Here is a 24,276-nt window from a genome sequence, read left to right as displayed (position 1 = left end):
AAAGATCAACTACTTTGTTAAGCGAATGTAGCTTAACGCCGGGCGTGAACTTGGCCTGAAAATATGGTTTACTCGTTCACTGTTATCGAAACATGCTTGACCCTCAATGCAAAGCGACAATCAAAACAACAACGAAGGCCGCTGGTTACCGCATCTGCTGCTGGTGCCCTTTGTGGTTTTCGCCGTCATCGCCGTATTGATGGCCATCAAGTTCAGCCTGTCGGTCCACGACCGGGTCAGTTGGCTCGATCACGCCGAAAAAACCCGGGGCGTGGTGCGCCAGCACCTTATTCGCCACCTGCCGCAACGCTTTGGCATGAAAGAAAAACTGCAACTGGCCATTTATTACAACGATAAAAGAGGCCACTGGCACGAATTCATCTCCAAAAGCGACCTGACCGAATACAACCCCTTTGCCGTTCCGCCCCAGGTGGGTGAGCGCCTTTGGCTTTACTACATGCCAAACCAACCTGCCAATGCCCGCTTGGCCGGTTTTAACGCCTTCTGGCTGCCGGTGATCCTCGAAGGGGTATTCCTGTTGTTCTCCGCCCTGCTCGGCTTTGGCCCGCTCATCTACATCTGGCTTAAACGCAGCAAGAGCTGATTGTCGGCCAGGCCGCTCCTGGCATAAGATGCGCCATCCATTTGTGTGAGGTGCCTTATGCCAAGGGCAAACGAAATCAAAAAAGGCCTTGTGGTCGAACTGGGCGGCAAGCTGCTTATCGTGCGGGAAATTGAGGTGCAAAACCCCTCGGCCCGCGGCGCTGCCACCCTGTACAAGATGCGGTTTTCCGATCTGAAAACTGGCCTCAAGGTTGAAGAGCGCTTTAAAGGCGACGATCTGTTGACCATTGTCGACATGCAGCGGGCCAACGCGGTGCTCTCCTATGTTGATGGCGACGAGCACATCTTCATGGACCAAGCCGACTACACCCAATACCCCATCAAGTCTACCGACATCCAGGATGAACTGCTGTTCTTGGACGAAAACACCCAAGGCATCATGCTGTTGCTGGTAGACGGCCAGGTCGTGGGCCTGGAGCTGCCCCAGTCGGTGGAAATGGTAGTACTGGATACCGCGCCAGAAATGAAAGGCGCCTCCGCAACCGCCCGCACCAAACCGGCCAGTTTTGCCACGGGGCTGTCCATTCAGGTGCCGGAATACATCAAGGTGGGGGATAAGGTGAAGATCCACACCACGGAGCGGCGTTTCATGGGCCGCGCCGAGTAAGGAAAAGGGCCGCTAGCGGCCCTTTTTTAATGCCATTGCTGCTCTTCAAAGGCGATGGCGCCCTGCTTGGCATGGGGTAGCAGGGCCCTGAAATGTTCACCTTTGATGTGCAACAGATCCTTATGATCGCCGCTTTCCATGAAGATATCGTCTCGCCACCACAGTGACTCGTCGACCAGGGTTTCCATCGAGAACGCTTCGCCCAGGGCCGGAATGGCGCCCAGTTCGCAATCGCGGAAACGCTCGGCCAGCTCACGTTCTGACACCAACCGACAATCCCTGTCCAATAGCGCCCTGACCCTGGACAAGCTGAGTTTGTGGCTGGCCGGTACTACCGCCATGATCTGGCGGCCTTCGTGATCTTCAAGCACCACCGCCTTGGCCATGTATTTCAACGGCACCTGGCTGGCAATGGCGCTTTGCAGCGCCCCTTCACTGTACGCATGGTGGATGTGCTCGGCACGCACCTTTCTGACAGCGAGGTAGTTGCGCAGGGACTCTGACATGCTCATCACAACCTCCTTCGTCAACGCCCAGCATTCAGTATAGGTGTGGCCCTTTGCTGGCGCGCCGCAAAGGGCTTTAAGGCGCGGCCAGCACCTCAAAGTTAAACCTCGGCCCATAGCCTAAAAGGCGGCAGGCTTTGCTGATGTCATAGACCCTGTCGATGCTGGCCGGCAGCTGCCAGCCCCGCGCCTGGTACCAGGCGTCAACCTCAGGGTAGTAGCGGCGGATAACGGCCGGGGCATTGCGCTTAAGCTCGGCCACATCATCCCGCCCAAAAGGAGAGCGGTTGGAGATGTTAAAGCACTCAAAGGCCCTGAGCGGGGCGCAGGCAGCCAGCAGATGGGCGCCGGCGCCGTCTCGCTCGTCAAGACCCCGGTAAAGCCGGTAGTTGGCAATATCGTTGGCGCTTTCGTCCATAAAGCGGGAAACCCGCAGTACCGTGGTAACAAAACCCGGGGCAAAGGCCTCGGCGCACAGGGCCTCGGCGGCCTGCTTGGTGATGTCGTAAATGTCCCTGGGTTTGGGGACCAGGTGTTCATCGACCCACACCGCGTTGTCGGCATCGACCATGGCCTTACCGTAAATAGAGGTGGTGCTGGTGTAGACAAAGCGGCTGGCGCCAGCCTGTTTGGCCGCTTGGATGAGACGCAAGGTGGCGCTGATGTTGGTGTCGATAAAGGCCTGGTGGCTTACACCCAAGTCAAAATGGCGCCCGTGCAGCGCGGCGCAGTGGATAACCGCCGTTACCCCCTCTAACCTCGGCGCCAACTCGTCTTTGCGTAAATCAAAGGCTTCTGCGGTGTCGCTTGGGGTGAGATCCAGCCCCAGCACCGCCCTGCCCTCGGCCCTTGCCTGGCGTACCACCTCGCGGCCAAGGCGGCCGCTGGCGCCGGTCACCAAGAGGGTCATTGCCCCTCCCAGGGCTCTTTGGGCAGTTTTTGCCGCCAGCTTTGGTAGCGTTGGTGCACCCCGCGGCGCAGAGACTGGAAGCTGTTTTCCAAGATATCCACGCCGGTCAGTACCGCCACCACCACCAGACACAGTTTCAGGGCGGTAAAGTCATGATGAAGGGAGATAACCACGCCAATACTGGCCAGTGCCCAGATGGCGGCGGCTGAGGTGACCCCCACCACTACCCCGTCACGGGACATCATCACTCCCGCCCCTAAAAAGCCGACCCCGGTGACCACCTGGCCGATGATCCGCGACGGGTCGGAGCTTTCGTTGGTGACCGACAAAGCCGAAGCCACAAAGAAATAGGTGCCCAGCACCACCAGCGCCGAGGTGCGAATGCCCACCGGCTTGCCTCTTAGCTGGCGCTCAAGCCCCACCACGGCGCCGCAAAGCACACACATCAAGATGTCTGTCCAACTAAAAGGGGCAATATCGATAAGTTCTGGCCACATGATGTTTATTCCAAAAAGTAAGTTCCCTAGCCCCGGTTGCCCTGGGGGCGGCCAATGTAACCGCAAATGGCAATGGTGAAAATATTCTTTCCCTTAACGTAAAGAAAGTTAACCCCAGTGCCGATAATGAAGGGTACATAGCACCGCCTGGGTAAAAAGATGAATAACTGGTCCCTGCGTTTGAAGATCCTGGCCATTACCGGCCTTTGTTTCATCGTTTTCTTTATCGCGGTGCTTTGGCAAAGCCTTAGCGCCTTGCAGAGAAACATCAACAGTTCGCTTGAAGAAGAGGTCAACCTCTTCTCCAACACCTTCAGCGCAAGCGTTGGCGAGTGGATGGCTGACCGTCGCCAAACCATGATAAAAACCGCCAAATCCATTGCCGACCATCCCGACATCCCAAGCTACGTCTTTTTGGACCAGGCCAAGGAAGGGGTGGGCTTTTCCCTGACCTACCTCGGCACCCCCGATGGCGGCATGTACCGCAACGACCCAAGTATTCCCAACAAGGCCGGTTACGACCCTAGGGTACGGGCCTGGTACAAAGGGGCCACCAGCGTGCGCGGCAGCTTTTTGACCGAGCCCTTTGTCTCCGCCACCAACAACCAGTATGTGGTAACCGTTGCCGAACCGGTGTGGAAGAACGGCGAGATAATCGGTGTGGTAGGGGGCAACCTGCCTCTTGAGCAGCTCACCGAGCACGTTAACGCCTTGAAGATCCCCGGTAACGGCTACGCGGTGCTGGTGGATAAAAGCGACCAGGTGATCGCCCATCCCGATGAAAGCCGCCGCTCAAAAAAAGCCTCGGACATCACCCCTGACTTCACCGGCAGCGGCCTTGACGCCCTGTTAAAGACCCACGCCTTACAAGAAAAAGTGCTGGATAACCGCCAGCGTTACCTGTTTGCCGAGAGCATTCCCGGCACCAATTGGGCCCTTATCCTGGTGATGGACAAAGACACCCTGATGGCACCAGTGCGCAAGCAGCTCTACACCCAGCTTGGGATCAGCCTGCTGATCCTGGTGGTGGTAGGCTTGGTGCTGTCCTGGCTTATCCGCATGCTGCTAAGCCACCTGTCTGATATCACCGAGAACCTCGATGCCATCGCCAACGGTAACGGTGACCTCACCATTCGTCTTAAGGTAAACAGCCAGGACGAAATTGGCCGCCTGGCGGGGAGCTTCAACCGCTTTGTGGAGCAGCTACACGGCATTATCTCTAGGCTTAAAGACGCCTCCCAAGGGCTGCTGGCCGAAGCCGAGCAAACCGCCAAGGGTGCCCGCAGCCAAAATGACCGTATCCAGCGCCACCAAACCGAAATTCACATGGTAGCCACTGCCGTGACCGAAATGGCCTCTGCCACCCAGGAAATTGCCGGTAACGCCGAGCAAACCGCGGTGTCGGCCCGTAACTGTGTGGGCCTGAGCGAAGAAGGCCGCCGCCAGGTGGAGCAAAGCCAGCGTTCCATTGAAGGCCTGGCCGGAGAAGTGTCTCGCGCCAACAGCATCATTGGCGACCTGAACCAGCATGCCCAGAACATTACCTCCATCCTCTCCACCATCAGTGGCATTGCCGAGCAGACCAACCTGCTGGCACTGAACGCTGCCATCGAAGCGGCGCGGGCCGGCGACCAAGGCCGCGGCTTTGCAGTGGTGGCCGACGAGGTACGGGTGTTGTCACAGCGTACTCACAGCTCTACCCAGGAAATTCAGGGCATGATTGAGGTGCTGCAAGGGGCCGCCAGCAAGGCGGTGGACGCCACCGACAAGGGCCGGATGATGGCCGACAAGAGCGTTACCGACGCCGAAGCGGCCAACCAACGCCTTGGGGAGATCTTGGGCGCCATCAACCAGATCAACGACATGGCGGCACAAATCGCCTCGGCTGCCGAAGAGCAAACCTCGGTGACCCAGGAGATAAGCAAAAACACCGAGATCATCCGCGGCGTCGGCGACGAGATGTCGAGCGCCAGCCACCAGGCGGCCCAGCAAGCCGACCAGCTCCGAGCCTTGGGCCACCAGGTGTCCACGGAAGTGGCCAAGTTCCAGCTGTGAAAAAAGGCACCTTCGGGTGCCTTTTTTATTGCCCACCAATGCCTTAGCCTGAGTTTTTGCCAAAAGGAACTGTGCATGGCCAGAGTACAACTGACCTTTCCCGAGACGCCCCTCTTTCAGTGCGCTTTGCCGCTTCGCATCAGCGACATCAACTACGGCCAGCATCTTGGCCACGACACCCTGGTGACCTTACTGCACGAAGGGCGCTGCCAGTGGCTTGCCAGCCATGGTCTTGGGGAGGGGAACATCGGAGGCGCCGCCCAGGTGATTGCCGAATTGGTGGTCAACTACCAGGGAGAAGCCTTCTACCCCGAGCAACTGACCATGGAACTTGCCGTCGGCGAGATGGGCCGCAAAGGGGTAGAGGTGTTTCAGCGTTTATCCCGCCAAGACGGCCGGCCGGTGGCCGTCGCTAAAGTTGGTATCGTGTTTTTCAACACCGCCGAACGCTGCGCCGTGGCGGTGCCAGAGGCCTTTAAAGCGCTGGTTTAAGCCGGGGTCAGCGCCAGCGGCCTTGGGTCGATATCCCGCTGCTGCTGATGCTGGCCTTGGCGCCCGGCTTCAATAAGCGGCAGATCGGCCAAGGGCCCGGTGCTTACCGGCCAATCCAGCGCCTTAGCAAGGGGATGGGTGCGGGCCTTGGCAAGCTCGCCAGCCAAGGCCGACAGCAACAGGGCGCCTTGCTCCTGATTGGCTTGCCCTGCCCGTTTTAAGGTTTCCAAGAGCCAAGGGTCGCTAATCAGCCCGGCCCGGTTTGGTAGCGCCAAAGGCAACCTTGCCGACACCCACAATTGGCTAAAGGCGCTGTCGCTGCCGGCGCCCAGGGCAAACAGGGTGTCGGCGGGTAGCCATAACAAATCGCTGGCTTTTAGCGGGTGATAGCCCTTGCCAAGGCGCACCACCCCTTGCCCTTGTTCCCAGCCGATAAGGGTGCCGGTTACCAGGCGCTGGCGGGCCGACATGCGGGCCTGGGTTAGCCGTTGCTGTTGCAGGGTTAAAGGCAGGTACATCAGAAGCGTCCTCTTCGTGCGTCAATCAGGGCGTTACGTGGTGTGTGCTGTTTGTCGGTAAAGGTGCCAAGGCTTACCTGGTAGCCCGCTTCTTCCAAGAAGCAGACCCTATCCAGCAACAGCCACAGCTCCAGGGGTTTTCGATACCAGTGCCGTACCCAATCCATGCGCCTGACCACCTGCTGGCGAGCTTGGCCAAGCGCCAGGTAATGCTGCCAATCGATGCTGGCGGGTAGCGCCAGGCCTTTCTTGTCGGCGGCCCAGCGGGCAAAGCCAGCAAAATCGGCGGTAAAAAGTGATTTTGGGGCATTGGGCACCGGCAGATAGGCATCCACCCCACTTAGCGCCCGTTGCAGGGCATCAAAGCCGAGGCGGTATTGCTGCTCCAGGTGGCGAAGGCGACTCGCCCGCTCGCCGCCCGTTACCAGCTCTTGCAGCGGCAGGCGAAGGTCAAAGGTGGTGAGGGTTAAATCCCACTGGCGCCCGGCGTTTGAAAGCGGCTGGTAGTGCTCGGTGGCGATAAGGTGATAGCAACAGGGCGAGATACTCACCGCCTCGGTTCCCGCCTTTACGGCAAGCTGTAAAAGCCGGCTGTGTAAATCCCCGCAGGCGTGAAGCGCCATGGCGTGCTGGTCTTGGCGCACATACTGCGCCGCCTCTGCCGACAACGCATCGGCGCACACAAACTGGTGGTCCAGCTGCCAATGCAGGGCTTGCTCGCGCCCTTGCTCGCAAAGGTCGGCTTGCAGCTCAAGGGCCTTTACAGCATGGCCTTGGCTGGCATAAACACGGCCCAGGTGGCCTTTGCCAGCGCACCATTCCAGCACCGATGCGACTGGGCGCACCGCCTGGCTAAAATCGGTGATTTGCTGCCATTTTCGCCCCTTCATGCTCACCGAAAGCCGGGCAAGGGGCTCGGGGCCCTCGGCGGCAAAAGCGCCCAACTCGGTTTGCATCCAGGCAAAAAGCCCGGGCCGATACAGCTCGATAAGAGCCCGTTGGCCGTCAAGGGCGAGGGCGTCCAGTTCGTCGGCGCTAAAGGCCTCAAGGCCTGCCATTTCGGGCCAGGGCCAAGTGGCCTGGGTAAAGGGCATCAGCTGCCAGTCCCCTTTGTAACGGGAAAGCAGCTCGCTTAAGGCATGAAATTGGTCAAGGTGGCTTTGCATGGCGGCGCATTATACGTAACGGCCGGCCATTTTACTGCTTTTCGAAAAAGAGCGTGACTTCCCCCACCGCCAAGCCGAACTTTTTCATGGTGGTGCGGTTCATCAGGTGCCGCGCATCGAGCTGGTACATCCAATCGTCCATGGTCACATCCAGGGTATCGCCGTCATCCATGGTCAGGCGCAAGGTGTAGCCCCACTGAAAAGCCATACCCACCGCCTTACCCTTGGCGGTGCCTATCACGTCGCTGGCCTGGCCCTGGTATTGGCCGCCGGGCAGTTTTTTGAGTGTCCAGACCCGGCGCTGGGTGCTGCCGTCACTGTAGGTAAAGTGCTCGTCCAGGGTGCCGGTATTACCCTGCCATTTACCCTCAACTACCACGGTAAAGCGTTTGATAACCTTGCCGCTGTAGTCTTGGAACATGCCGTGGGCCAGCACCTTGCCGTTAAAGAATGTATCCAGTTCAAGGGCAGGCTTCGTGCCTTGGTAATCCTCGATGCCAGCGGCGCAGCCCCCCAGTAGCAGGCAAAGGCTTAGTAATAAAACGCGCATCAATCCTCCTTGCCCAGCAGTGCCAGGCGAAGTTCAGGGGCCCGAGTCTTGGGCGACAGCCAAATGGCCAGAAAGGCCGGGCCAAAGTCAGGGTCTCTATTGCTGGCCAGTCGCTCGCCGTTGAGATAAAAGCGGCTTTCACTTTGGGTGACTTCCAGGCGCAGGGTGTCGCCCTTTTTCACATCAGGGCAATGCTCGGCAAACCAGTCCAGCCAAGGCTGGCGATAAAGGCCAAGATGGCGCCACTCCTTGGCGGTTTGCTTGACGATGTCCTGGCTCTTTATGTCCCGTAAATAATGAAGCGAAAGCGCCTGGGCCTTTGGGCCGGTGTAATAGCGGGCGTCGTAGATGTCCCAAAAAAGATATTCAAAGCGGCCCTGCCCTTTAAGCTGCCACTGCCCTAAGGCTGGCATGGCGAGCAGACACAAAAGCCACAGCGTTTTCATACCGCCTCCCGCTTTGCCAGCGCCATCAAACCAGGCCACAAACCCGCCCACACCATGGCCAGGGTGGCCAAGGCTGGCATTAAAGGCCAACCAAACTGGGCCGCCCCCAGGCGCACCCCGCCCCAATAGGCCAAGGGCCCAGCCAGGGCGCCTAGCAGCAGGTTGAACAAAGGCCTGCCTTTAAGCCAGACAAGGCTGTGGTTGGGGAGCATGGCAAGGGCCGCCCAAAGGGCCAAGAGCCACAACGGCACCAAGTGCACCCCGGGGCCGAAATCAAACAGCCCCAGCGCACTTAAGCTGCCGTCAACCAAGGCGCCTGTGAACATGAACAGCAACATCAGCCGGCTATCGGCGCGGCGCTGGCGACTGAGCCACAAGTGCAGCGCCAATATCGCCAACACCGGCCAGGCGCTTTTGGCCAGCACCGCGGCCAGCCAGGCGCCTTGGTAGAGCAGCAGGTTTAACAGCCAATGCATTGCCTGTTACCGGGCCGGGTGGCTACCAAGTGCACCACCGAGATGGCTCGCTCCCAAAACCCCCCTTCGCAGTAGCAGAGGTAGTAGTCCCACAGCCGCTTGAAGCGCTCGTCAAAGCCATGGGGGCGCAGCCCTTCAAAGCCGTGATGAAAACGCTGGCGCCACTCTTTTAGGGTGCGGGCGTAATCAAAACCAAAGTCTTTGAGGTCGCGCACCACAAAGTCGGTGTGCCTGGCCATCAGGCCCAGCATCCGGCTGTTGGACGGCAGACAGCCGCCGGGGAAGATGTAGCGCTGGATAAAATCCACCGAGCGCGCGTAGCTGTCGTAGCGTTGGTCGCTGATGGTGATGGCTTGGAGCAGCATCACGCCGTCGGGTTTGAGAAGGGACTGGCACTTTTCAAAAAAAGCCGGCAGGTAGCGGTGCCCTACCGCTTCAATCATCTCGATACTGACCAGCTTGTCGTACTGGCCGTCTAGGTCGCGATAATCCTCGGTGAGCAAGGTAATTTGCCCCTCAAGCCCGGCCTCTTTTACCCGCTCCCTCGCTTCCTGAAACTGGGCATCAGAGATGGTGGTAGAAGTGACCTTGCAGCCAAAGTGCTTGGCCGCATGGAGGGCAAGGCCGCCCCAGCCGGTGCCTATCTCCAGCAGATGATCGCCCGGTTTCAGGTCAAGCTTTTGGCAAATCACATCCAGCCGATGCTGCTGCGCCTCTTCCAGGCTCGCCTCAGCGTGGGGATAGAGGGCTGACGAATACATCAGGCTTGGGTCCAAAAAGCTTTTGTAGAGCTCATTGCCCAAGTCGTAGTGGGCAAGGATGTTTTTCTTCGAGCCCTGGCGGCTATTGCGGTTAACCAGGTGCTTGAGCCGCTGCAACGGCCAGGTGACCCAGCCCAGGCGCCGCTCAAGGCTGTCTAAAAGCGGCAGGTTGAGCACCATAATCCGCACCAGGCTGGTGAGATCGTCCGAGCGCCACAGCCCGGCAATATAAGCTTCCCCGGCGCCAATGGAGCCGCCAAGAAGCAGCTGGGGGTAAAAGGCGCTGTCCAGCACTTCGAGGGTTGCCACCGGCTGGCCGCTGCCAAATTGCAGCTCGGCTTCACCGTCTTTTACCCGCAAGGTGCCGTACTCCAGCTTGGCCAGAAGGCCCAGCACGATTTTGCGGGCAAGGCGCTGCGAAAGCGGAAGGTCGGCGGCAATGGCCGCGGCTACAGGTTCAGTCATGCCGTCTCCTTGGGGTGGCTGTAAAATTTGAGGCCTTTAATGGCGAGTTTGAGGGCCTGCCAGTAGATGCCCAGCACAACGGTCAGGGTCATTACCGGGCGGCGCAGCAACTGGCGGCGAATATGCTGGCGGCTCAGCGCATGGCGCTTTAAGGCCAGGGTTGCATCAAATACGTGGCCACGGGGGTCATGGTTCTCAAGGTGTACAAAAAGCTGCTCACCGGGGGGCTTGATGCGCCAGCGGTACTGCTGCGCTATGGGGTTAAAGGGGGATACGTGAAACACCTTGGGGTGGTCAGGCAACTTGCCATCCACCACCCGGTGGCCGTAGCAATGGCGCTCGTTCCAGGGAGTGTTGGACACCTCGGCCAAAAAGTGGGTGAGCTCGCCATGGCTGTCAAAGCCGTAATAGAAATTAACCGGGCTGAAGTAAAGGCCCAGGGTGCGCAGGTTTAAAAGGCCATACACCTTACCCTCGGGGGCGCTGCCGGTTTGCGCCTGCCAGGTTTCTCGCAGGGCGTCTGCCAGGGGCTGGCCTTTGGCGCCGAGGTAATCAGGCCGGTAAAACCGCGCCAGGGCAAAACGGCGGCAAGAGAACCAGCGGCCCTCCTCGCCCGGCAGATCGTCTAGGTCGAGATACCACATGAAAAAGGGGTAGCTAAAGCCATGCACCTTGGGCAGATGCCGGCGGTGGCGTACCTGGCCGGTGTAAAGGGCGCTGGTCATGGGCTCACTCCAAGGGCGCTGCATACCCTCAGGGCGCTATTAACGCCATCTTCATGAAAGCCGTTAAACCAATAGGCGCCGCAGTAGTGCACCCCGTCGACGCCGGAGATGTCGCGCCACTGCTGCTGGGCTTCAATGGCCGCCAAAGTGTAAACCGGATGACTGTAACGGTAACGGCCCAGCACCTTGGCCTCATCCACTTCGTCGTTCAAGGTCACCAGGTATTGGTGGCGCTTATCCAAGCATTGGAGGATGTTCATTTGGTAGGTCAGCACCGCCTTTTGGCGGCTACGGCCCATGCGGTAATTCCAGCTGGCCCAGGCGGCTTGGCGCTTGGGTAAGTGGCCAGTATCAAGGTGCAGCACCACGTCGTTGTCGTTAAACCCCAGGGCGCCAAGCACCTGGTTTTCTGCCGCACTCGGCGCCGCCAACATGGCCAGGGCCTGGTCGGCATGGCAGGCCAGCACCACCTCGTCAAACAGCCAATCCTTGCCGTCGCTGATAAGCCGTACCTGCCCGCCTAGGCGCTCGATACGGTTGATGGGGGTCGCTAGGTGAATATTGTCTTTAAAAGGCGCCGTCAGCGGCGCTATGTATTGGCGCGAGCCGCCTTCGATGGTGAACCATTGCGGCCGGTTGGCCACGTCTAAAAGGCCATGGTTTTCAAAAAAGCGGGCAAAAAAGCTCAGCGGGAAGTCGCGCATTTCATCGATCCCCATGGACCAGATGGCAGCGCCCATGGGCAGCAGGTAGTTGTCGATAAAAAGCGGACCGAATTGCCCCTCGGCCAGAAAGTCGCCCAGGGTTTGACTGCCGCTTTTGGCGGCCTCCAGCTTGGCAGCCTTGTTAAAGCGCAAGATGTCGCGAATAAGGCGCCAAAATGCCGGGCGCAGCAGGTTGCGCTTTTGGGCAAAGAGGGTGCGAAGGCTATGGCCGTTGTACTCAAGGTTGACGCCATCGTTACGCACCGAAAAGCTCATCTCGGTGGGCTGATAGGCCACCCCCAGCTCGGCCAGCAGCCGCCGGAAGTTGGGGTAGGTGCGGTCGTTAAAGACGATAAAGCCGGTGTCGATGGCGCTCTTTTCGCCATCGACCGTCACGTCTACGGTATGGGTGTGGCCCCCAAGGCGGGTGCCTGCTTCAAAGAGACTCACCTGATGCTGGCGCGACAAGTAATAAGCGGCAGTCATACCGGCGATACCGGACCCCACGACGGCAATACGTTTCATGCTTTTATCATCCTTTTGGCAAGCCGGCGCCACAGCCCCTGAGGCAGCAGCCCCAAGAGTTGCAAGGTCCAGGTGAAGGTTTTGGGAAAGTGAATATGGCGCTGGCCTTTGTCGATGCCCCGGCGGATACAGCGCGCCGCCGCTTGGGCAGAGAGCTGCATCGGCATGGCAAAGTCGTTTTTGTCGGTTAAGGGGGTTTTGACAAAACCCGGGAACACGGTGCTCACCGCCACCCCCTGGCGAGCCAGGGTGATATCCAGGGTGTCGAACAAATAATGGATAGCCGCCTTGGAGGCGCCGTAGGCCTCGGCCCTAGGCAGGGGAAGATAGGCTGCCGCCGACGCCACCCCCACGAGTCTTGCCCCTTCGCAACCGATAAGGCTGGGCAGCACCCCTTCGATGGAAATGGCCATGGACTCCACATTGGCCCGCATCACCCGGATAAAGGCGGCCGAGTCGAAATCGGGCATGTCGAGGTATTCGCAAGTGCCGGCGTTGAGAATGGCAAGGTTGAGCGGGCCAAGCCCGGCCAGGCCGTCGAGGGTTGCCTGCCGGTCGGTTAAATCCAGTGCCAGCACCTTGGCGCCCTTGTCTTTAAGCACCGCCAGGGCCTGGCGCTTGCGGCCAACGGCGATAACGTCGTGGCCTTCGTCCAGATAATCGTGGGCCAGTTGCCAACCAATGCCGGAGGTAGCGCCCGTTATCAGCACTTTCATGAGGCAAGCCTGCGTTTAACGGCTTTGACTACCGGGCCCAATAGCGGCAGCTGCTCGTAAAGCATGGCGCCCAGATCAAAGTAATCCCGGTGATGCTCCACCTTGCCAGAACCGGCAAAGCGCAGCAGGCTGACCCCTTCCACCGCCACTGGCCGGCCACCGGCCAGGCGCGGGTGGGTTAAGGTCATGGTCCATTGCACCTGGGCCTTTTCGCCGTGTAACCAAGGCGCAGCATAGGCAAATTGCACGGCACTGACGTTTTCATACAAAGAGGCGAAATAACCTTGCAGCGCCGCCAGGCCCTTCAAGCGATGGGCGGGATCTTCAAACAGCACATCCTTGGCGTAAATCTCGCCAAGGCTTGCCAGATTGTGCTTGTCCAGGCGCTGGTAGGTCTCTAAGAACCGGGTCAGTGCAGCGTCCATCAGCCCTCCTTGATGGCCTTGAACAGGGCCAGGGTTTTCAGCCTGGCCTCTTTGTGATTGACGATGGGCTGCGGGTAGTCGAGCGCGCCGGGGTAAGCGGCTGGCTCAAACAGGTATTTGTCGCTCACGCTTTGCAGCTCCGGTACCCAGTTACGGATGAATTGCCCTTTAGGATCAAAGCGTTTGCCCTGCTCGGTGGGATTAAAAATTCGAAAATACGGCGCCGCATCGGTGCCGGTACTGGCCGCCCACTGCCAACCGCCGTTGTTGGCGGCAAAATCGCCATCGAGCAGGTGGCGCATAAAAAAGGTTTCCCCCAGGCGCCAGTCGAGCTGCAGATCCTTGACCAAGAAAGAGGCGGCGATCATCCGCAGCCGGTTGTGCATCCAGCCGGTGGCCACCAGTTGGCGCATGGCAGCATCAACGATGGGAAAGCCGGTCCGCCCTTCACACCAGGCTTTGAACGCCGCCTCGTCATAAGACCAGGCAATGGCGTCGGTATCGGCCTGGAAGGCCCGGCCTTTGACTACCCGGGGAAAATGCCAGGCCACATGCTGGTAAAAATCTCGCCAAATCAGCTCATTAAGCCAGGTGCCGGGGCCGGAGGCGTCATCCCAGACCACGTCGCCATGCTCGTGCAAAAGCCGCCACAGGCATTGGCGCACCGAGATAAGGCCGATGGAGAGCGCCGCCGACAGCCTTGAGGTGGTATCAAGGCTGGGAAAATCGCGCTGGGCTTTGTAATCGGCCGCCCGTTCAGTGACAAAACGGCGCATGGTTAAAAGCGCCGCGTCTTCATCCAGCGGCCAACCTTCCAGCAATGCGTCACCATCGGGGCTTGAGAAGGCTACCCTTGCCGGCGGCTCGATGGCATCGCCCTTCAGCCTTGGCTGCACCTGGCCAAGGTGCTGCAACAATCGCTCTTTGAGCTGCTTTTTAAAGGGGGTAAACACCTTGTAGGGCTCGCCTTGTTGGGTAAGCACCGAGCCGGGGGGAGCCAGCAAAGCATCGTCCAGGAAATAGCAGGGGCAAGCCAGAGCCTCGGCCACGGCGCTGTCCCGGGCCAGCTCGTTGACCAGATACTCGCGGTTGGCATAAAGAGCGGAGATCCGGTGCTCGCGGCAATACGCGGCAAGGGCCGCTGGCACGGCGGCAAAATCCTCCACCACCAGCACATCGAGCCTCACCCCAGCCTTGGCCAAATGCTCGCCAAGGTTATCCACCGCGTGATTGATAAGGCGCAATTTAGCCGGCGCCATGTGATGGCGCTGCCACTGGCCGGGGGTAGCGATAAAAAGCGCCCTCGCCTCCCCTGCCTCCATGGCACGGCTCAGGGCGGTGTTGTCGATGCTGCGAAGATCGTTTCGAAACCAGACCAGGGCGGTCATAACCACTCCTTGAGAGAAAAGGCGCCCGGCAGCACCGATTGGTGGGCCGGCAGCGAACCTTTGATGGCACCAAGAAAAAGCTGCTGGTGCGAAATGGCATTAAGAGCCAGTTGCAACTCGCGGTCAGAAAGGTGCGGCCCCAAGTCCACCACCTGATAGCGCTGAGACAACAGTGCCAGCACCATCAACCGCCACAGCGGCGCCATGGTACCGGCCAGCAGCGCAACCGGCCTTTTTTGCGGCTGCTGCAAACGGCTGATAGCGCTAAGGCGCAGGCTAAGTTCAGCCTCCAAAAGCCCCTGGCCGGCGCTTGAGAAAGGCCCCTGTGGCCACTGCTGAAGCTGCTGCCAGAGCGCTTCGCACAACAGCCCCAGGGGCTGCTCTTTCAATAAGTTATCGAGGGCTTGGCGAAGGGCTTTGACATTCAGGCTTTGCGCCAGAGCCAATACCGGTTCGGCAAGTGGCGTTACCACCGGCTCGCCAAGCCCGGCCAGCAAGGTTTTGATGTCGCCGAGGCTAACGCCCATGGCCAGGTACTGGCGAATTTGCGCCACCTTGGCCAGCTCGCTCACCGGGTAGAGCCGGTGGCCCTTGGCGGTGCGCTGGGGCTTTAGCAGCCCGTAACGGCGTTCCCAGGCCCGCAGGGTCACCGGCAATACGCCGCTGCGCTCGGCAAGGTCGCCAATTTTGAGAAGTTCAGAGTCCATAACGAAGTTTCAAGTCTGCCGGATAAGGGTTGAGGTAGCTTTGCTCGGCGAGGTAGCTCACCGGGTGCAACCGCAGGTGATGGTTAATCAGGGTCAGGGGCGCCACCAGGGGTACCAGGCCTTGGCGGTATTGCTGAATCAGCTCGCCAAGCTCTTGTTTCTCGGTGCCGTTCAGCATTTTTTTAAAAAAGCCCTGCAGGTGCATCAGCACATTGGTGTGATCTTTGCGGCTGGCCGGAGAGTGAAGTGCCTGCATAAAACGGCTGATATAAGCCTCGGCCACCTCCTTGAGGGTGGCCGTGTCTGCAGCAGCCAGCATCGGGCCCAGTTCGCGGTAAACTGGTTGGTTATGGGCCAGCAGCAAGAACTTGTGGCGGCGGTGAAAGGCCATAAGCCCAGCGAGGGTCAACCCGTCTTGGCGCAGCTGCTGCCACTGGTGATAGGCCATCACCCTCAGCACGAAGTTCTCGCGCAGCAAGGGGTCGTTAAGGCGCCCGTCTTCTTCTACCGGCAGGTTGGGAAAGCGCGCCATCAAAGCTTTGGCAAACACCCCTACCCCAACCTTACCCAGGCCTTCGCCGTCAGGGCGATAAACCCGCACTCGCTCCATGCCGCAGGTGGGGGATTTGGCGCAAAGGAGGTAGCCACTTAGCTCGCTCATGCCCGGCAACGCGGTATCGGCAAAAGCCTGCAGCTGCTCGGTTACGTCAAGCTCGGGGCCTTTGCTGCCTTGCACCCTGGGGTGTTCCGGGTCGCCCACCAGGCGAATGGTGGGCCGGGGCGAGCCCATGCCGATGGCCATTTCCGGGCAAACCGGCACAAAGCGAAAATGGCGGCCCAGCTCATCGCTGATAAAACGCGACAGCTTGTGGCCACCGTCAAACCGCACCTTTTGGCCGATCACACAGGCACTAACGCCAACTTTGATCTCCATAGCACCCCCAATTATCTATACAAATATTAATTCACGTATAGGTTTTCAGCATTGAGAGCGCATACGGGTACAACTTAGTGGTGGATCAGCTGGTCAGGATTTTTTCTGGTAATCTCGCCCCATGCAAAGCTCACCTCCCTTTTCAGCGCAGCAGGTCCGGCAGATGCTTGACTGGGTTGCCAGTACGCCCGCCCTGCTACAGATAGGCGACACCGCCTTACTGCCCGCCCCCGGGCAAATAGACTTGGTTGCTCTTGGCCAGCAGCTGGCGGCTACCACCAAACTTGGCCGGCGTTTTGAGTTACTGGTGGCCGCGCTTCTTCGCGGCAGCGGCCGCTACCAGATCTTGGCGCAAGATTGCCAAATTACCGCCCAAGGCCGCACCCTCGGCGCGCCGGACCTTATCGTCAAAGATGTAGAGCGCGGCGAGATTGAGCATTGGGAACTGACCGTAAAATTCTACCTGGGTCTGCCATCGGGTTGGCTGGGGCCGGGCAAGCGGGATTGGCTGGAGCAAAAGGCGGCGCATCTTACAACGCGGCAACTGCCACTTTTAGCAAGGCCCGAGGCACAAGCCTGGCTGGCGACAAAAGGCTGGCAACCGGCGCGCTCCAAGCTCTGTAGCCGGGGCATACTCTTTGGCGACGGCCCCTCTTACCCTTGGCTTTCGCCCGGGCATCAGCAAGGTCAGTGGTTTGAGGCAGGAAAACTGCCGGACGGAGACTGGCGGGCATTGGCGCGCTGGCAGTGGCTGGCCACCACACCCAGTAGCGAGTTAGCGGCCTTTACCGGCCAGTGCCAGGCGCCCATCATGGTGCAGGACGGCCGCAGCGGCCGTAGGCATATGCTGGTGCCGGCAGGTTGGCCCAATAACGAAAAAGGAGAGCCATAATGGCTCTCCTTTTCGTTACTCTTGAACCTCTTCCACGCGGCTCTTGAGTTTCTGGCCTGGGCGGAATGTCACCACGCGCCGGGCAGAAATGGGAATATCCTCACCGGTCTTCGGGTTACGGCCGGGACGCTGATTCTTGTCCCGAAGTTCAAAATTGCCGAAGCCGGACAATTTGACCTGTTCCCCGTTTTCCAGTGCCTGGCGGATCTCCTCAAAAAAGGACTCCACCAGATCCTTGGCTACCCGTTTGTTGATCCCCAGCTTGGTAAAGAGGTGCTCGGCCATTTCTGCCTTGGTCAGCGCCATAGATCACTCCCTCAAGGATGCATTAAACTGGCTTTTCAGCGCGTCAACCACCTTGGAGACTACATCGGCGATTTCGCCGTCTTCAAGGGTACGCGCTGTGTCCTGTAGCGTCAGGCTGACAGCCAAGCTCTTATGGCCATCGGCAACGCCCTTACCGTCGTACAGGTCAAACAAGTTTACGTCAACTACTTGTTTTCCGCCAATTTTTTGCAAAACCTCGAGAATTTCTCCCGCTGCCACCTCATTTTTCACCACCACAGCCAGGTCACGGCGGTTGGCAGGGAAACGGGAAACCGGCTTGGCATCGGGGATCCGGCGCTCACCGAGCAATTCCCATTGCAATTCAAAGACCAAGGGTTGGGACTTGAGGCCAAGGGCCTTGGCAGCGGCCGGGTGCAGCACGCCGAAGTGGCCAACCACCTCGCCATTACGCACGATCTGGGCACTTTGGCCCGGATGCAGGGCATCGAGGCTGCTGCGCTCAAAGCGGAACTCGTCAAGGGCGGCAGTCAGTGACAGCAGCTGCTCCAAATCGCCTTTGAGGTCGAAGAAGTCGCTGCCGCGCTGCTCCAGGGTCCAATGCTCGCCATAGGCGCTGCCGGTGATAACCCCTGACAGCATCTTCTGCTGCTTGAGCTCACCATCGCGGGTGATAAAGCGCAGGCCGCTTTCAAAAAAGCGCACCCGGCCCTGCTGGCGGTTCTGGTTATGCAGCACCGCTTGCAACAAACCCGGCCACAAGGAAACCCGCATGGCAGACATTTCTACCGAGATGGGGTGCGGCAGGATTTGCACCTCTTCAGCCGGGAACAGCGCGGCCTGGGCCTTGGGCTCCACAAAGCTGTAGGTAATGGCTTCCTGGTAACCCAAGTCCACCAGCAAGGAGCGCACCCGCTTGAGGCTGAGTTCGGCCTCTTTATGGCGAGTCATGGTGAGACTGGCCAGCGGCGCCTTATTGGCAATGTTGTTGTAGCCAAAGACCCGGGCCACTTCTTCGATGAGATCTTCTTCAATCTCCATGTCAAAACGGTAGCTCGGGGCGGTGACGGTCCACTGGCTGCCGTCAAAGGCAGGCTCGGTGCCAAGCCGCGCGAGAATTTGGGTCACCTTCTCGTCCGCGATGTCGGCGCCCAGCACTTTGGCGAGGCGCGCTTTACGCAGCACGATTTGCGCGCCTTTAGGCAGATGCGCTTCGGATACCGCTTCCACCACAGGGCCGGCTTCGCCGCCGACGATGGCCAGCAGCAGTGCGGTGGCACGCTCCATGGCTTTATGGGTCAGCTGCGGGTCGACGCCGCGCTCGTAGCGGTGGGAGGCGTCGGTGTGCAGGCCGTATTGGCGAGCGCGGCCGGCGATGGCGGTAGGCGCAAAGAAGGCGGCTTCCAGGAAGATATCTTTACTGTCGCTGGTCACGCCAGAATGCATGCCGCCAAAGACACCGGCCATGGCCAGGGCTTTATTGGCATCGGCAATAACCAGGGTGTTGTCAGCCAGTTCCACTTCGGACTCGTCCAGCAGCACCAGCTTTTCACCCTTATCGGCCAGGCGCACCTCAATGGCGCCATCCAGTTTGGCCAAGTCAAAGGCGTGCATGGGGTGGCCGAGCTCAATGAGCACATAGTTGGTGACATCCACCACCGCGTCGATGCTGCGAATGCCGCTGCGGCGCAGGCGCTCGGTCAGCCACAGGGGGCTGGGGCGGGACAGATCCACACCTTTGATGATCCGGCCCAGGTAGCGCGGGCAGGCATCAGGGGCCTTGAGGTTGATGGCGAGCTTATCGTCAATGGTGGCGGCAACAGGTGCGCAGGGCTCATTGGTAACGTCAAGGTTATTGAGAACCCCTACTTCCCGGGCCAGGCCTAGTACGCCCAGGCAATCAGCGCGGTTGGGGGTGAGGTCTACTTCGATGATGCTGTCGTTGAGCGCCAGGTAGTCGCGGATATCGGTGCCGACAACGGCGTCTGCCGGCAGCTCGATGATGCCGTCGGCTTCGATATCAATACCAAGCTCGGTGAAGGAGCAGAGCATGCCGTGGGACGGCTGGCCGCGCAGCTTGGCCTTTTTAATGGTGAAATCGCCGGGCAGCACAGCGCCTACTTTGGCGACGGCCACTTTCAAGCCCGCTCGGCAGTTGGGCGCACCGCAGACGATGTCCAGCAGCTCGTCTTCACCGACGTTGACCTTGGTAACGCGCAGTTTGTCGGCGTCGGGGTGCTGGGCACATTCCACCACTTCACCCACCACTACGGTGTGAAAGGTGCCGGCGACCGGCTCGATGCCGTCCACTTCCAGGCCGGCCATGGACAATTGCTCGGACAGGGCCTGGGTATCAATAGCGGGGCTTACCCATTGGCGCAGCCAGTTTTCAGAAAATTTCATGACTCACTCCCTGCCTTAGTTGAACTGCTTCAAGAAACGTACGTCGTTCTCGAAGAACGCCCGCAGGTCGTTAACGCCGTAGCGCAGCATGGTCAGGCGCTCCACGCCCATACCAAAGGCAAAGCCGGTATATTTTTCCGGGTCGATACCCACAGCCTTGAGCACGTTGGGGTGCACCATGCCGCAGCCCAGCACTTCCAGCCACTTGCCGTTTTTGCCTTTCACGTCCACCTCGGCAGAGGGCTCGGTGAAGGGGAAGAAGCTGGGGCGAAAACGCACTTCCAAGTCTTCTTCAAAGAAGTTCTGCAGGAAGTCGTGAAGAATGCCTTTGAGATCGGCAAAGGAGATGTTCTCGTCTACCAGCAGGCCTTCGACCTGGTGGAACATGGGGGTGTGGGTCTGGTCGTAGTCGTTACGGTAGACGCGGCCAGGAGAGATGATGCGAAGCGGCGGTTTTTCCACTTCCATGGTGCGAATTTGCACGCCGGAGGTTTGGGTGCGCAGCAGCATGTCAGGGGTGAAATAGAAGGTATCGTGGTCCGCACGGGCCGGGTGATGGGCCGGGATGTTCAGGGCGTCGAAGTTATGGAAGGCATCTTCGATTTCCGGGCCTTCTTTGACCGCAAAACCCAGCTCACCGAAGAAGCTTTCGATACGCTCGATGGTACGGGTTACCGGATGCAGGCCGCCCAGGGCTTGGCGACGGCCAGGCAGGGTGACGTCCACCTGCTCGGCAGCCAGCTTGGCGTTAAGCTCGGCTTCCATCATGGCGTCTTTCTTGGCGTTCAGTACTTCCTGAACCGCCTCTTTGGCCTGGTTGATCACGGCGCCAGCCTTGGGGCGCTCTTCCGGGCTCAGGTCACGCAGAGATTGCATTTGCAGGGTCAACAGGCCCTTTTTACCCAGGTAATCGACCCGGATGGCATCCAGTGCCGCCATGTCCGCAGCAGCGTCGATGGCTGCCTTGGCCTGGCTGACGATCTCGTCAAGATGTTGCATGGCGTCCTCGTATCACAAACAAAAAAGCCTCCCGTCTGGGAGGCCTTGGGTTTCCTTTAGCTTCTTCTTCACCAAGGTAAGGCCTCCTGACATTCAGGAAGTAAAGAAGAAGCTAAAGAAAAACAGTGTTGGCATTGGGTTGTCTCTTTGGGCAAAAAAGGGGGGCCGGAGCCCCCCTCCGTCTTACAGTGCTGCTTTGGCTTTTTCGACCAGAGCAGTGAAGGCGGCTTTGTCGTGTACAGCGATGTCAGACAGGATCTTACGATCGATTTCCACGGAAGCTTTCTTCAGACCGTTGATCAGACGGCTGTAGGACAGACCGTTCTGACGGGAAGCCGCGTTGATACGGGCAATCCACAGCTGACGGAACTGACGTTTCTTGGCACGACGGTCACGGTAAGCGTATTGACCGGCTTTGATCACGGCCTGGAAGGCAACGCGATAAACACGGCTACGGGCGCCATAGTAACCTTTGGCGGCCTTCATTACCTTCTTGTGACGAGCGCGAGCAGTTACACCACGTTTAACTCTTGGCATCTCTCAAATCCCCTTACAGATTAGGCAGCATACGGTCGACCAGCGGCTTGTCCGCAGCGGCAACCTGATGGGTATCGCGCAGCTGACGCTTACGCTTGGAGGATTTTTTGGTCAAGATGTGGCGCAGGTGGGACTGCTTGAACTTATAGCCACCAGACGCGGTTTTTTTGAACCGCTTGGCAGCACCACGATGGGTCTTCATTTTAGCCATTACGAATAACTCCGCATTGTTAACAACCAACAACCAGGGCGAACGGGCCGAAATGGCCCGCTACTTGTGGGCGCCTGATTATTTCTTTTTGGGTGCCAGCACCATCACCATCTGGCGGCCTTCCATTTTCGGGAAGGACTCAACAACAGACAGCTCTTCGAGGTCAGCCTTGATCCGCTCAAGCAGGTCACGACCGAGCTCTTGGTGCGCCATTTCACGACCGCGGAACCGCAGGGTGATTTTGGCTTTGTCACCGTCTTCCAGAAAGCGAACCAGGTTGCGCAGTTTTACCTGGTAGTCGCCTTCATCTGTGCCAGGGCGGAATTTGATTTCCTTCACCTGGATCTGTTTCTGCTTTTTCTTTTGTTCTTTTGCGCTTTTTTGTTTCTCGTAGAGGAACTTACCGTAATCCATGATCTGGCAGACCGGCGGCTCAGCGTTAGGGCTGATCTCAACCAGGTCCATTTGGGCTGCTTCAGCCTGGGCCAGTGCATCCTGGATTTTAACGACGCCAAGCTGCTCACCTTCAGCGCCGATCAGGCGAACTTCAGGGATACGGATCAGGTCATTGATACGGTGTTTCGGTTTCTGCTGGACCACTGGGCCCCGTCTTCCGCCTTTAATACGTTATTCCTCCACGGTTTGTTTGCCTCGGCTGGCAATTTCGCCTTGCAGCTGGCTAATGAAGTCTTCCAGCTTGAATTTGCCGAGATCTTGTCCTTTGCGCGTACGGACGGCGATTTCGCCTGCTTCCCGTTCTTTATCACCTACAACCAGCAGGTAGGGGACGCGCTTAAGCGTGTGCTCGCGGATTTTAAAGCCAATCTTCTCGTTTCTCAAGTCGGCTTTTGCACGAATACCCGCGCTTTCAAGGGTTTTTACCACTTCCTGCACGTAATCGGCCTGGGCATCGGTGATATTCATCACCACCGCCTGGGTCGGCGACAGCCATGCCGGGAAGAATCCAGCGTATTCCTCGATAAGAATACCGATGAAACGCTCCAAGGACCCCAGGATGGCGCGGTGGATCATCACCGGCACCTTGCGGTCGTTGTCTTCGGCCACAAAACTGGCACCCAGACGGCCCGGCAGGGCGAAGTCGAGCTGCACGGTACCACATTGCCAGGCACGGTTGAGACAATCGTGCAGGGTAAATTCGATTTTCGGGCCGTAGAAGGCGCCTTCACCGGGCTGCAGATCGTACTCGATGCCTTTGGCGCTCAGCGCTTCGGCCAGGCCCTGCTCTGCTTTGTCCCAGATGGCATCGGAGCCGATGCGCTGCTCGGGGCGGGTAGAGAGTTTGACCTTGATGTTTTCAAAGCCGAAGGTGGCGTAAGTGCTGTAAACCATGTCGATACAGCTGGCCACTTCCGCCTGGATTTGGTCATCGGTACAGAAGATGTGGGCGTCATCCTGGGTAAAACCGCGCACCCGCATTAGGCCGTGCAGGGCTCCGCTCGGCTCGTTGCGATGGCAAGAGCCGAACTCGGCCATGCGCAGCGGCAGGTCGCGGTAGGATTTGAGGCCCTGGTTGAAGATCTGCACGTGGCCCGGGCAGTTCATGGGCTTGATGGCGTAATCGCGGTTCTCGGAGCTGGTGGTGAACATGGCGTCGCCATATTTTTCCCAGTGCCCGGATTTCTCCCACAGCACCCGGTCCATCATCAGCGGGCCTTTGACTTCTTGGTAGTCAAACTCGCGCAGTTTCTCGCGGATAAAGGTCTCGAGCTGGCGGAAGATTATCCAGCCGTCGTTATGCCAGAACACCATACCCGGCGCTTCTTCTTGGAAGTGGAACAAGTCCAGCTGCTTGCCGATTTTGCGGTGATCGCGTTTTTCGGCTTCGGCCAGCTGCACCAGGTAGCTATTAAGGGCTTTTTTATCGGCCCAGGCGGTGCCGTAGATGCGCTGCAGCATCTTGTTCTTGGCATCGCCACGCCAATAGGCGCCAGCCACCTTCATCAGTTTGAAGTGATGGCAGAACTTCATGTTCGGCACGTGCGGGCCACGGCACATGTCGACGTATTCTTCGTGGTGGTAGAGGCCTGGGCGATCATCGTGGCTGATGTTCTCGTCCAAAATGGCCATTTTGTAGCTTTCACCGCGAGACTCGAAGGTGTCCCGGGCTTCCTGCCAGCTCACTTTTTTCTTGATGACGTCGTAGTCTTTTTCCGCCAGCTCGTGCATGCGGGCTTCGAGCTGCTCGATATGCTCCTGGGTCAAAGGAAAGTCCAGGTCGACGTCGTAATAGAAGCCGTTATCGATCACCGGGCCTATGGCCATTTTGGTCTGGGGCCACAGCTGCTTGATGGCATGGCCTAACAGGTGGGCACAGGAGTGGCGAAGGATCTCAAGACCTTCGTCGTTCTTGGCGGTGATGATGGCCAGGGTTGCGTCGTTTTCGATAAGGTCGCTGGCGTCCATCAGCTCGCCGTTGACACGGCCGGCAATGGTGGCTTTGGCCAGGCCAGGACCAATGTCCATGGCCACATCCATAATGGAGACCGGGTTAGCAAATTGACGAACGGAACCGTCTGGCAGGGTAATAGCAGGCATGAGAATGTCCTTGTCAGTGGTGACCCGTACCAAGGGCCACTTGAAAGTTAAAATCGTGAAACGTCAGTTGCTTACCACCCAAACCAAGGGCGCTTCGGCAGCGGGAACCCCGCCCTGACCAAAAGAGAGGCAATGATAGCGGTGTTGGTCGGCCCGGTGCAACGCCAATGACCCCGCCCTTTGGTCGCATCAGCAA

At 58.8% G+C, this 24,276-nt stretch carries 28 protein-coding genes and 1 other annotated feature; of the genes, 5 read left to right on the top strand and 23 right to left on the bottom strand.

Annotated elements, in window-relative coordinates; genetic code table 11:
- Positions 1 to 106: 106 nt before the first annotated feature.
- Both AC22G1_RS09615 and efpL read left to right on the top strand, forming a co-directional pair.
- Positions 107 to 604 (top strand): DUF3592 domain-containing protein, encoded by a 498-nt coding sequence (locus AC22G1_RS09615; RefSeq protein ID WP_487316561.1) that lies wholly within the window; start codon positions 107 to 109, stop codon positions 602 to 604.
- A 57-nt stretch (positions 605 to 661) separates the two neighbouring features.
- Positions 662 to 1,231, top strand: coding sequence for an elongation factor P-like protein EfpL (gene efpL / locus AC22G1_RS09610; protein ID WP_487316560.1), 570 nt, complete (start codon positions 662 to 664; stop codon positions 1,229 to 1,231).
- Positions 1,232 to 1,257: 26 nt separating this feature from the next.
- Here efpL and AC22G1_RS09605 read toward each other — a convergent pair whose 3' ends face one another.
- The 3 genes from AC22G1_RS09605 to AC22G1_RS09595 all read right to left on the bottom strand — a co-directional run bounded on the left by AC22G1_RS09605 (position 1,258) and on the right by AC22G1_RS09595 (position 3,144).
- Entirely contained in the window at positions 1,258 to 1,743 is a 486-nt protein-coding gene (locus AC22G1_RS09605; protein WP_050658112.1) for an aminoacyl-tRNA deacylase, read from the bottom strand.
- A gap of 70 nt (positions 1,744 to 1,813) precedes the next feature.
- The gene (locus AC22G1_RS09600) at positions 1,814 to 2,647 is read right to left on the bottom strand and encodes an NAD-dependent epimerase/dehydratase family protein (RefSeq protein WP_487316559.1); all 834 of its coding nucleotides are present in this window, start codon (positions 2,645 to 2,647) and stop codon (positions 1,814 to 1,816) included.
- Positions 2,644 to 3,144: an MgtC/SapB family protein gene (locus AC22G1_RS09595; protein ID WP_487316558.1), complete on the bottom strand. Its 501-nt coding sequence runs from the start codon at positions 3,142 to 3,144 to the stop codon at positions 2,644 to 2,646. The genes AC22G1_RS09600 and AC22G1_RS09595 overlap by 4 nt, the downstream gene beginning before the upstream one ends.
- Positions 3,145 to 3,303: 159 nt before the next feature.
- Between AC22G1_RS09595 and AC22G1_RS09590 the strand changes: the two genes are divergently transcribed.
- On the top strand, positions 3,304 to 5,199 hold the full coding sequence (locus AC22G1_RS09590) for a methyl-accepting chemotaxis protein (protein WP_487316557.1): 1,896 nt from the start codon (positions 3,304 to 3,306) through the stop codon (positions 5,197 to 5,199).
- A gap of 75 nt (positions 5,200 to 5,274) precedes the next feature.
- A complete protein-coding gene (locus tag AC22G1_RS09585) occupies positions 5,275 to 5,691 on the top strand; it encodes an acyl-CoA thioesterase (RefSeq protein WP_487316556.1) in 417 nt (138 codons plus the stop codon).
- Here AC22G1_RS09585 and AC22G1_RS09580 read toward each other — a convergent pair.
- The 13 genes from AC22G1_RS09580 to AC22G1_RS09520 are packed head-to-tail and all read right to left on the bottom strand — an operon-like array spanning position 5,688 to position 16,197.
- The gene (locus AC22G1_RS09580; RefSeq protein WP_487316555.1) at positions 5,688 to 6,209 is read right to left on the bottom strand and encodes an AraC family ligand binding domain-containing protein; all 522 of its coding nucleotides are present in this window, start codon (positions 6,207 to 6,209) and stop codon (positions 5,688 to 5,690) included. The two genes, AC22G1_RS09585 and AC22G1_RS09580, sit on opposite strands and share 4 nt — an antisense overlap.
- Positions 6,209 to 7,375 (bottom strand): methyltransferase, encoded by a 1,167-nt coding sequence (locus AC22G1_RS09575; protein WP_487316554.1) that lies wholly within the window; start codon positions 7,373 to 7,375, stop codon positions 6,209 to 6,211. Before AC22G1_RS09575 ends, AC22G1_RS09580 begins: the two co-directional genes overlap by 1 nt.
- 31 nt (positions 7,376 to 7,406) lie before the next feature.
- A complete protein-coding gene (locus AC22G1_RS09570) occupies positions 7,407 to 7,925 on the bottom strand; it encodes a DUF3833 domain-containing protein (protein WP_487316553.1) in 519 nt (172 codons plus the stop codon).
- The gene (locus tag AC22G1_RS09565; protein ID WP_487316552.1) at positions 7,925 to 8,371 is read right to left on the bottom strand and encodes a chalcone isomerase family protein; all 447 of its coding nucleotides are present in this window, start codon (positions 8,369 to 8,371) and stop codon (positions 7,925 to 7,927) included. Before AC22G1_RS09565 ends, AC22G1_RS09570 begins: the two co-directional genes overlap by 1 nt.
- Complete coding sequence (locus AC22G1_RS09560) at positions 8,368 to 8,847, bottom strand: DUF2878 domain-containing protein (RefSeq protein WP_487316551.1); 480 nt, start codon at positions 8,845 to 8,847, stop codon at positions 8,368 to 8,370. The genes AC22G1_RS09565 and AC22G1_RS09560 overlap by 4 nt, the downstream gene beginning before the upstream one ends.
- Positions 8,832 to 10,073 (bottom strand): class I SAM-dependent methyltransferase, encoded by a 1,242-nt coding sequence (locus AC22G1_RS09555; RefSeq protein ID WP_487316550.1) that lies wholly within the window; start codon positions 10,071 to 10,073, stop codon positions 8,832 to 8,834. The genes AC22G1_RS09560 and AC22G1_RS09555 overlap by 16 nt, the downstream gene beginning before the upstream one ends.
- The gene (locus tag AC22G1_RS09550; protein ID WP_487316709.1) at positions 10,070 to 10,798 is read right to left on the bottom strand and encodes a DUF1365 domain-containing protein; all 729 of its coding nucleotides are present in this window, start codon (positions 10,796 to 10,798) and stop codon (positions 10,070 to 10,072) included. Before AC22G1_RS09550 ends, AC22G1_RS09555 begins: the two co-directional genes overlap by 4 nt.
- On the bottom strand, positions 10,795 to 12,027 hold the full coding sequence (locus AC22G1_RS09545; RefSeq protein ID WP_487316549.1) for an NAD(P)/FAD-dependent oxidoreductase: 1,233 nt from the start codon (positions 12,025 to 12,027) through the stop codon (positions 10,795 to 10,797). Before AC22G1_RS09545 ends, AC22G1_RS09550 begins: the two co-directional genes overlap by 4 nt.
- Positions 12,024 to 12,743 (bottom strand): SDR family NAD(P)-dependent oxidoreductase, encoded by a 720-nt coding sequence (locus AC22G1_RS09540; protein WP_487316548.1) that lies wholly within the window; start codon positions 12,741 to 12,743, stop codon positions 12,024 to 12,026. The genes AC22G1_RS09545 and AC22G1_RS09540 overlap by 4 nt, the downstream gene beginning before the upstream one ends.
- On the bottom strand, positions 12,740 to 13,168 hold the full coding sequence (locus tag AC22G1_RS09535; RefSeq protein ID WP_487316547.1) for a nuclear transport factor 2 family protein: 429 nt from the start codon (positions 13,166 to 13,168) through the stop codon (positions 12,740 to 12,742). Before AC22G1_RS09535 ends, AC22G1_RS09540 begins: the two co-directional genes overlap by 4 nt.
- Entirely contained in the window at positions 13,168 to 14,556 is a 1,389-nt protein-coding gene (phrB, locus tag AC22G1_RS09530; protein ID WP_487316546.1) for a deoxyribodipyrimidine photo-lyase, read from the bottom strand. The genes AC22G1_RS09535 and phrB overlap by 1 nt, the downstream gene beginning before the upstream one ends.
- Complete coding sequence (locus tag AC22G1_RS09525) at positions 14,553 to 15,263, bottom strand: MerR family transcriptional regulator (RefSeq protein ID WP_487316545.1); 711 nt, start codon at positions 15,261 to 15,263, stop codon at positions 14,553 to 14,555. The genes phrB and AC22G1_RS09525 overlap by 4 nt, the downstream gene beginning before the upstream one ends.
- On the bottom strand, positions 15,253 to 16,197 hold the full coding sequence (locus AC22G1_RS09520; RefSeq protein ID WP_487316544.1) for a YbgA family protein: 945 nt from the start codon (positions 16,195 to 16,197) through the stop codon (positions 15,253 to 15,255). Before AC22G1_RS09520 ends, AC22G1_RS09525 begins: the two co-directional genes overlap by 11 nt.
- A 163-nt stretch (positions 16,198 to 16,360) precedes the next feature.
- Between AC22G1_RS09520 and AC22G1_RS09515 the strand changes: the two genes are divergently transcribed.
- Positions 16,361 to 17,089: a DUF1853 family protein gene (locus tag AC22G1_RS09515; protein WP_487316543.1), complete on the top strand. Its 729-nt coding sequence runs from the start codon at positions 16,361 to 16,363 to the stop codon at positions 17,087 to 17,089.
- 15 nt (positions 17,090 to 17,104) lie between these two features.
- Here AC22G1_RS09515 and ihfA read toward each other — a convergent pair whose 3' ends face one another.
- From ihfA to thrS, 7 genes are all read right to left on the bottom strand, one after another.
- Positions 17,105 to 17,395, bottom strand: a complete 291-nt coding sequence (ihfA, locus tag AC22G1_RS09510; protein WP_050658093.1) for an integration host factor subunit alpha — start codon at positions 17,393 to 17,395, stop codon at positions 17,105 to 17,107.
- 3 nt (positions 17,396 to 17,398) lie between these two features.
- Positions 17,399 to 19,777, bottom strand: coding sequence for a phenylalanine--tRNA ligase subunit beta (pheT, locus tag AC22G1_RS09505; protein ID WP_487316542.1), 2,379 nt, complete (start codon positions 19,775 to 19,777; stop codon positions 17,399 to 17,401).
- Positions 19,778 to 19,792: 15 nt separating this feature from the next.
- Complete coding sequence (gene pheS, locus AC22G1_RS09500) at positions 19,793 to 20,776, bottom strand: phenylalanine--tRNA ligase subunit alpha (protein ID WP_487316541.1); 984 nt, start codon at positions 20,774 to 20,776, stop codon at positions 19,793 to 19,795.
- Between the two features lie 17 nt (positions 20,777 to 20,793).
- Positions 20,794 to 20,915: a sequence feature (Phe leader region), on the bottom strand.
- Between the two features lie 44 nt (positions 20,916 to 20,959).
- On the bottom strand, positions 20,960 to 21,313 hold the full coding sequence (gene rplT / locus AC22G1_RS09495) for a 50S ribosomal protein L20 (protein ID WP_050658090.1): 354 nt from the start codon (positions 21,311 to 21,313) through the stop codon (positions 20,960 to 20,962).
- Positions 21,314 to 21,326: 13 nt separating this feature from the next.
- Positions 21,327 to 21,524, bottom strand: a complete 198-nt coding sequence (gene rpmI, locus AC22G1_RS09490; RefSeq protein WP_050658089.1) for a 50S ribosomal protein L35 — start codon at positions 21,522 to 21,524, stop codon at positions 21,327 to 21,329.
- Positions 21,525 to 21,602: 78 nt separating this feature from the next.
- Complete coding sequence (gene infC, locus AC22G1_RS09485) at positions 21,603 to 22,148, bottom strand: translation initiation factor IF-3 (RefSeq protein ID WP_487316708.1); 546 nt, start codon at positions 22,146 to 22,148, stop codon at positions 21,603 to 21,605.
- A 3-nt stretch (positions 22,149 to 22,151) separates the two neighbouring features.
- Complete coding sequence (gene thrS / locus AC22G1_RS09480) at positions 22,152 to 24,080, bottom strand: threonine--tRNA ligase (RefSeq protein ID WP_487316540.1); 1,929 nt, start codon at positions 24,078 to 24,080, stop codon at positions 22,152 to 22,154.
- Between the last annotated feature and the right edge of the window lie 196 nt (positions 24,081 to 24,276).

Source organism: Gallaecimonas zhanjiangensis, from assembly GCF_057624825.1.
Note: the sequence above shows the minus strand (reverse complement) of the source record. Positions and strands in the feature narration are given on the sequence as shown.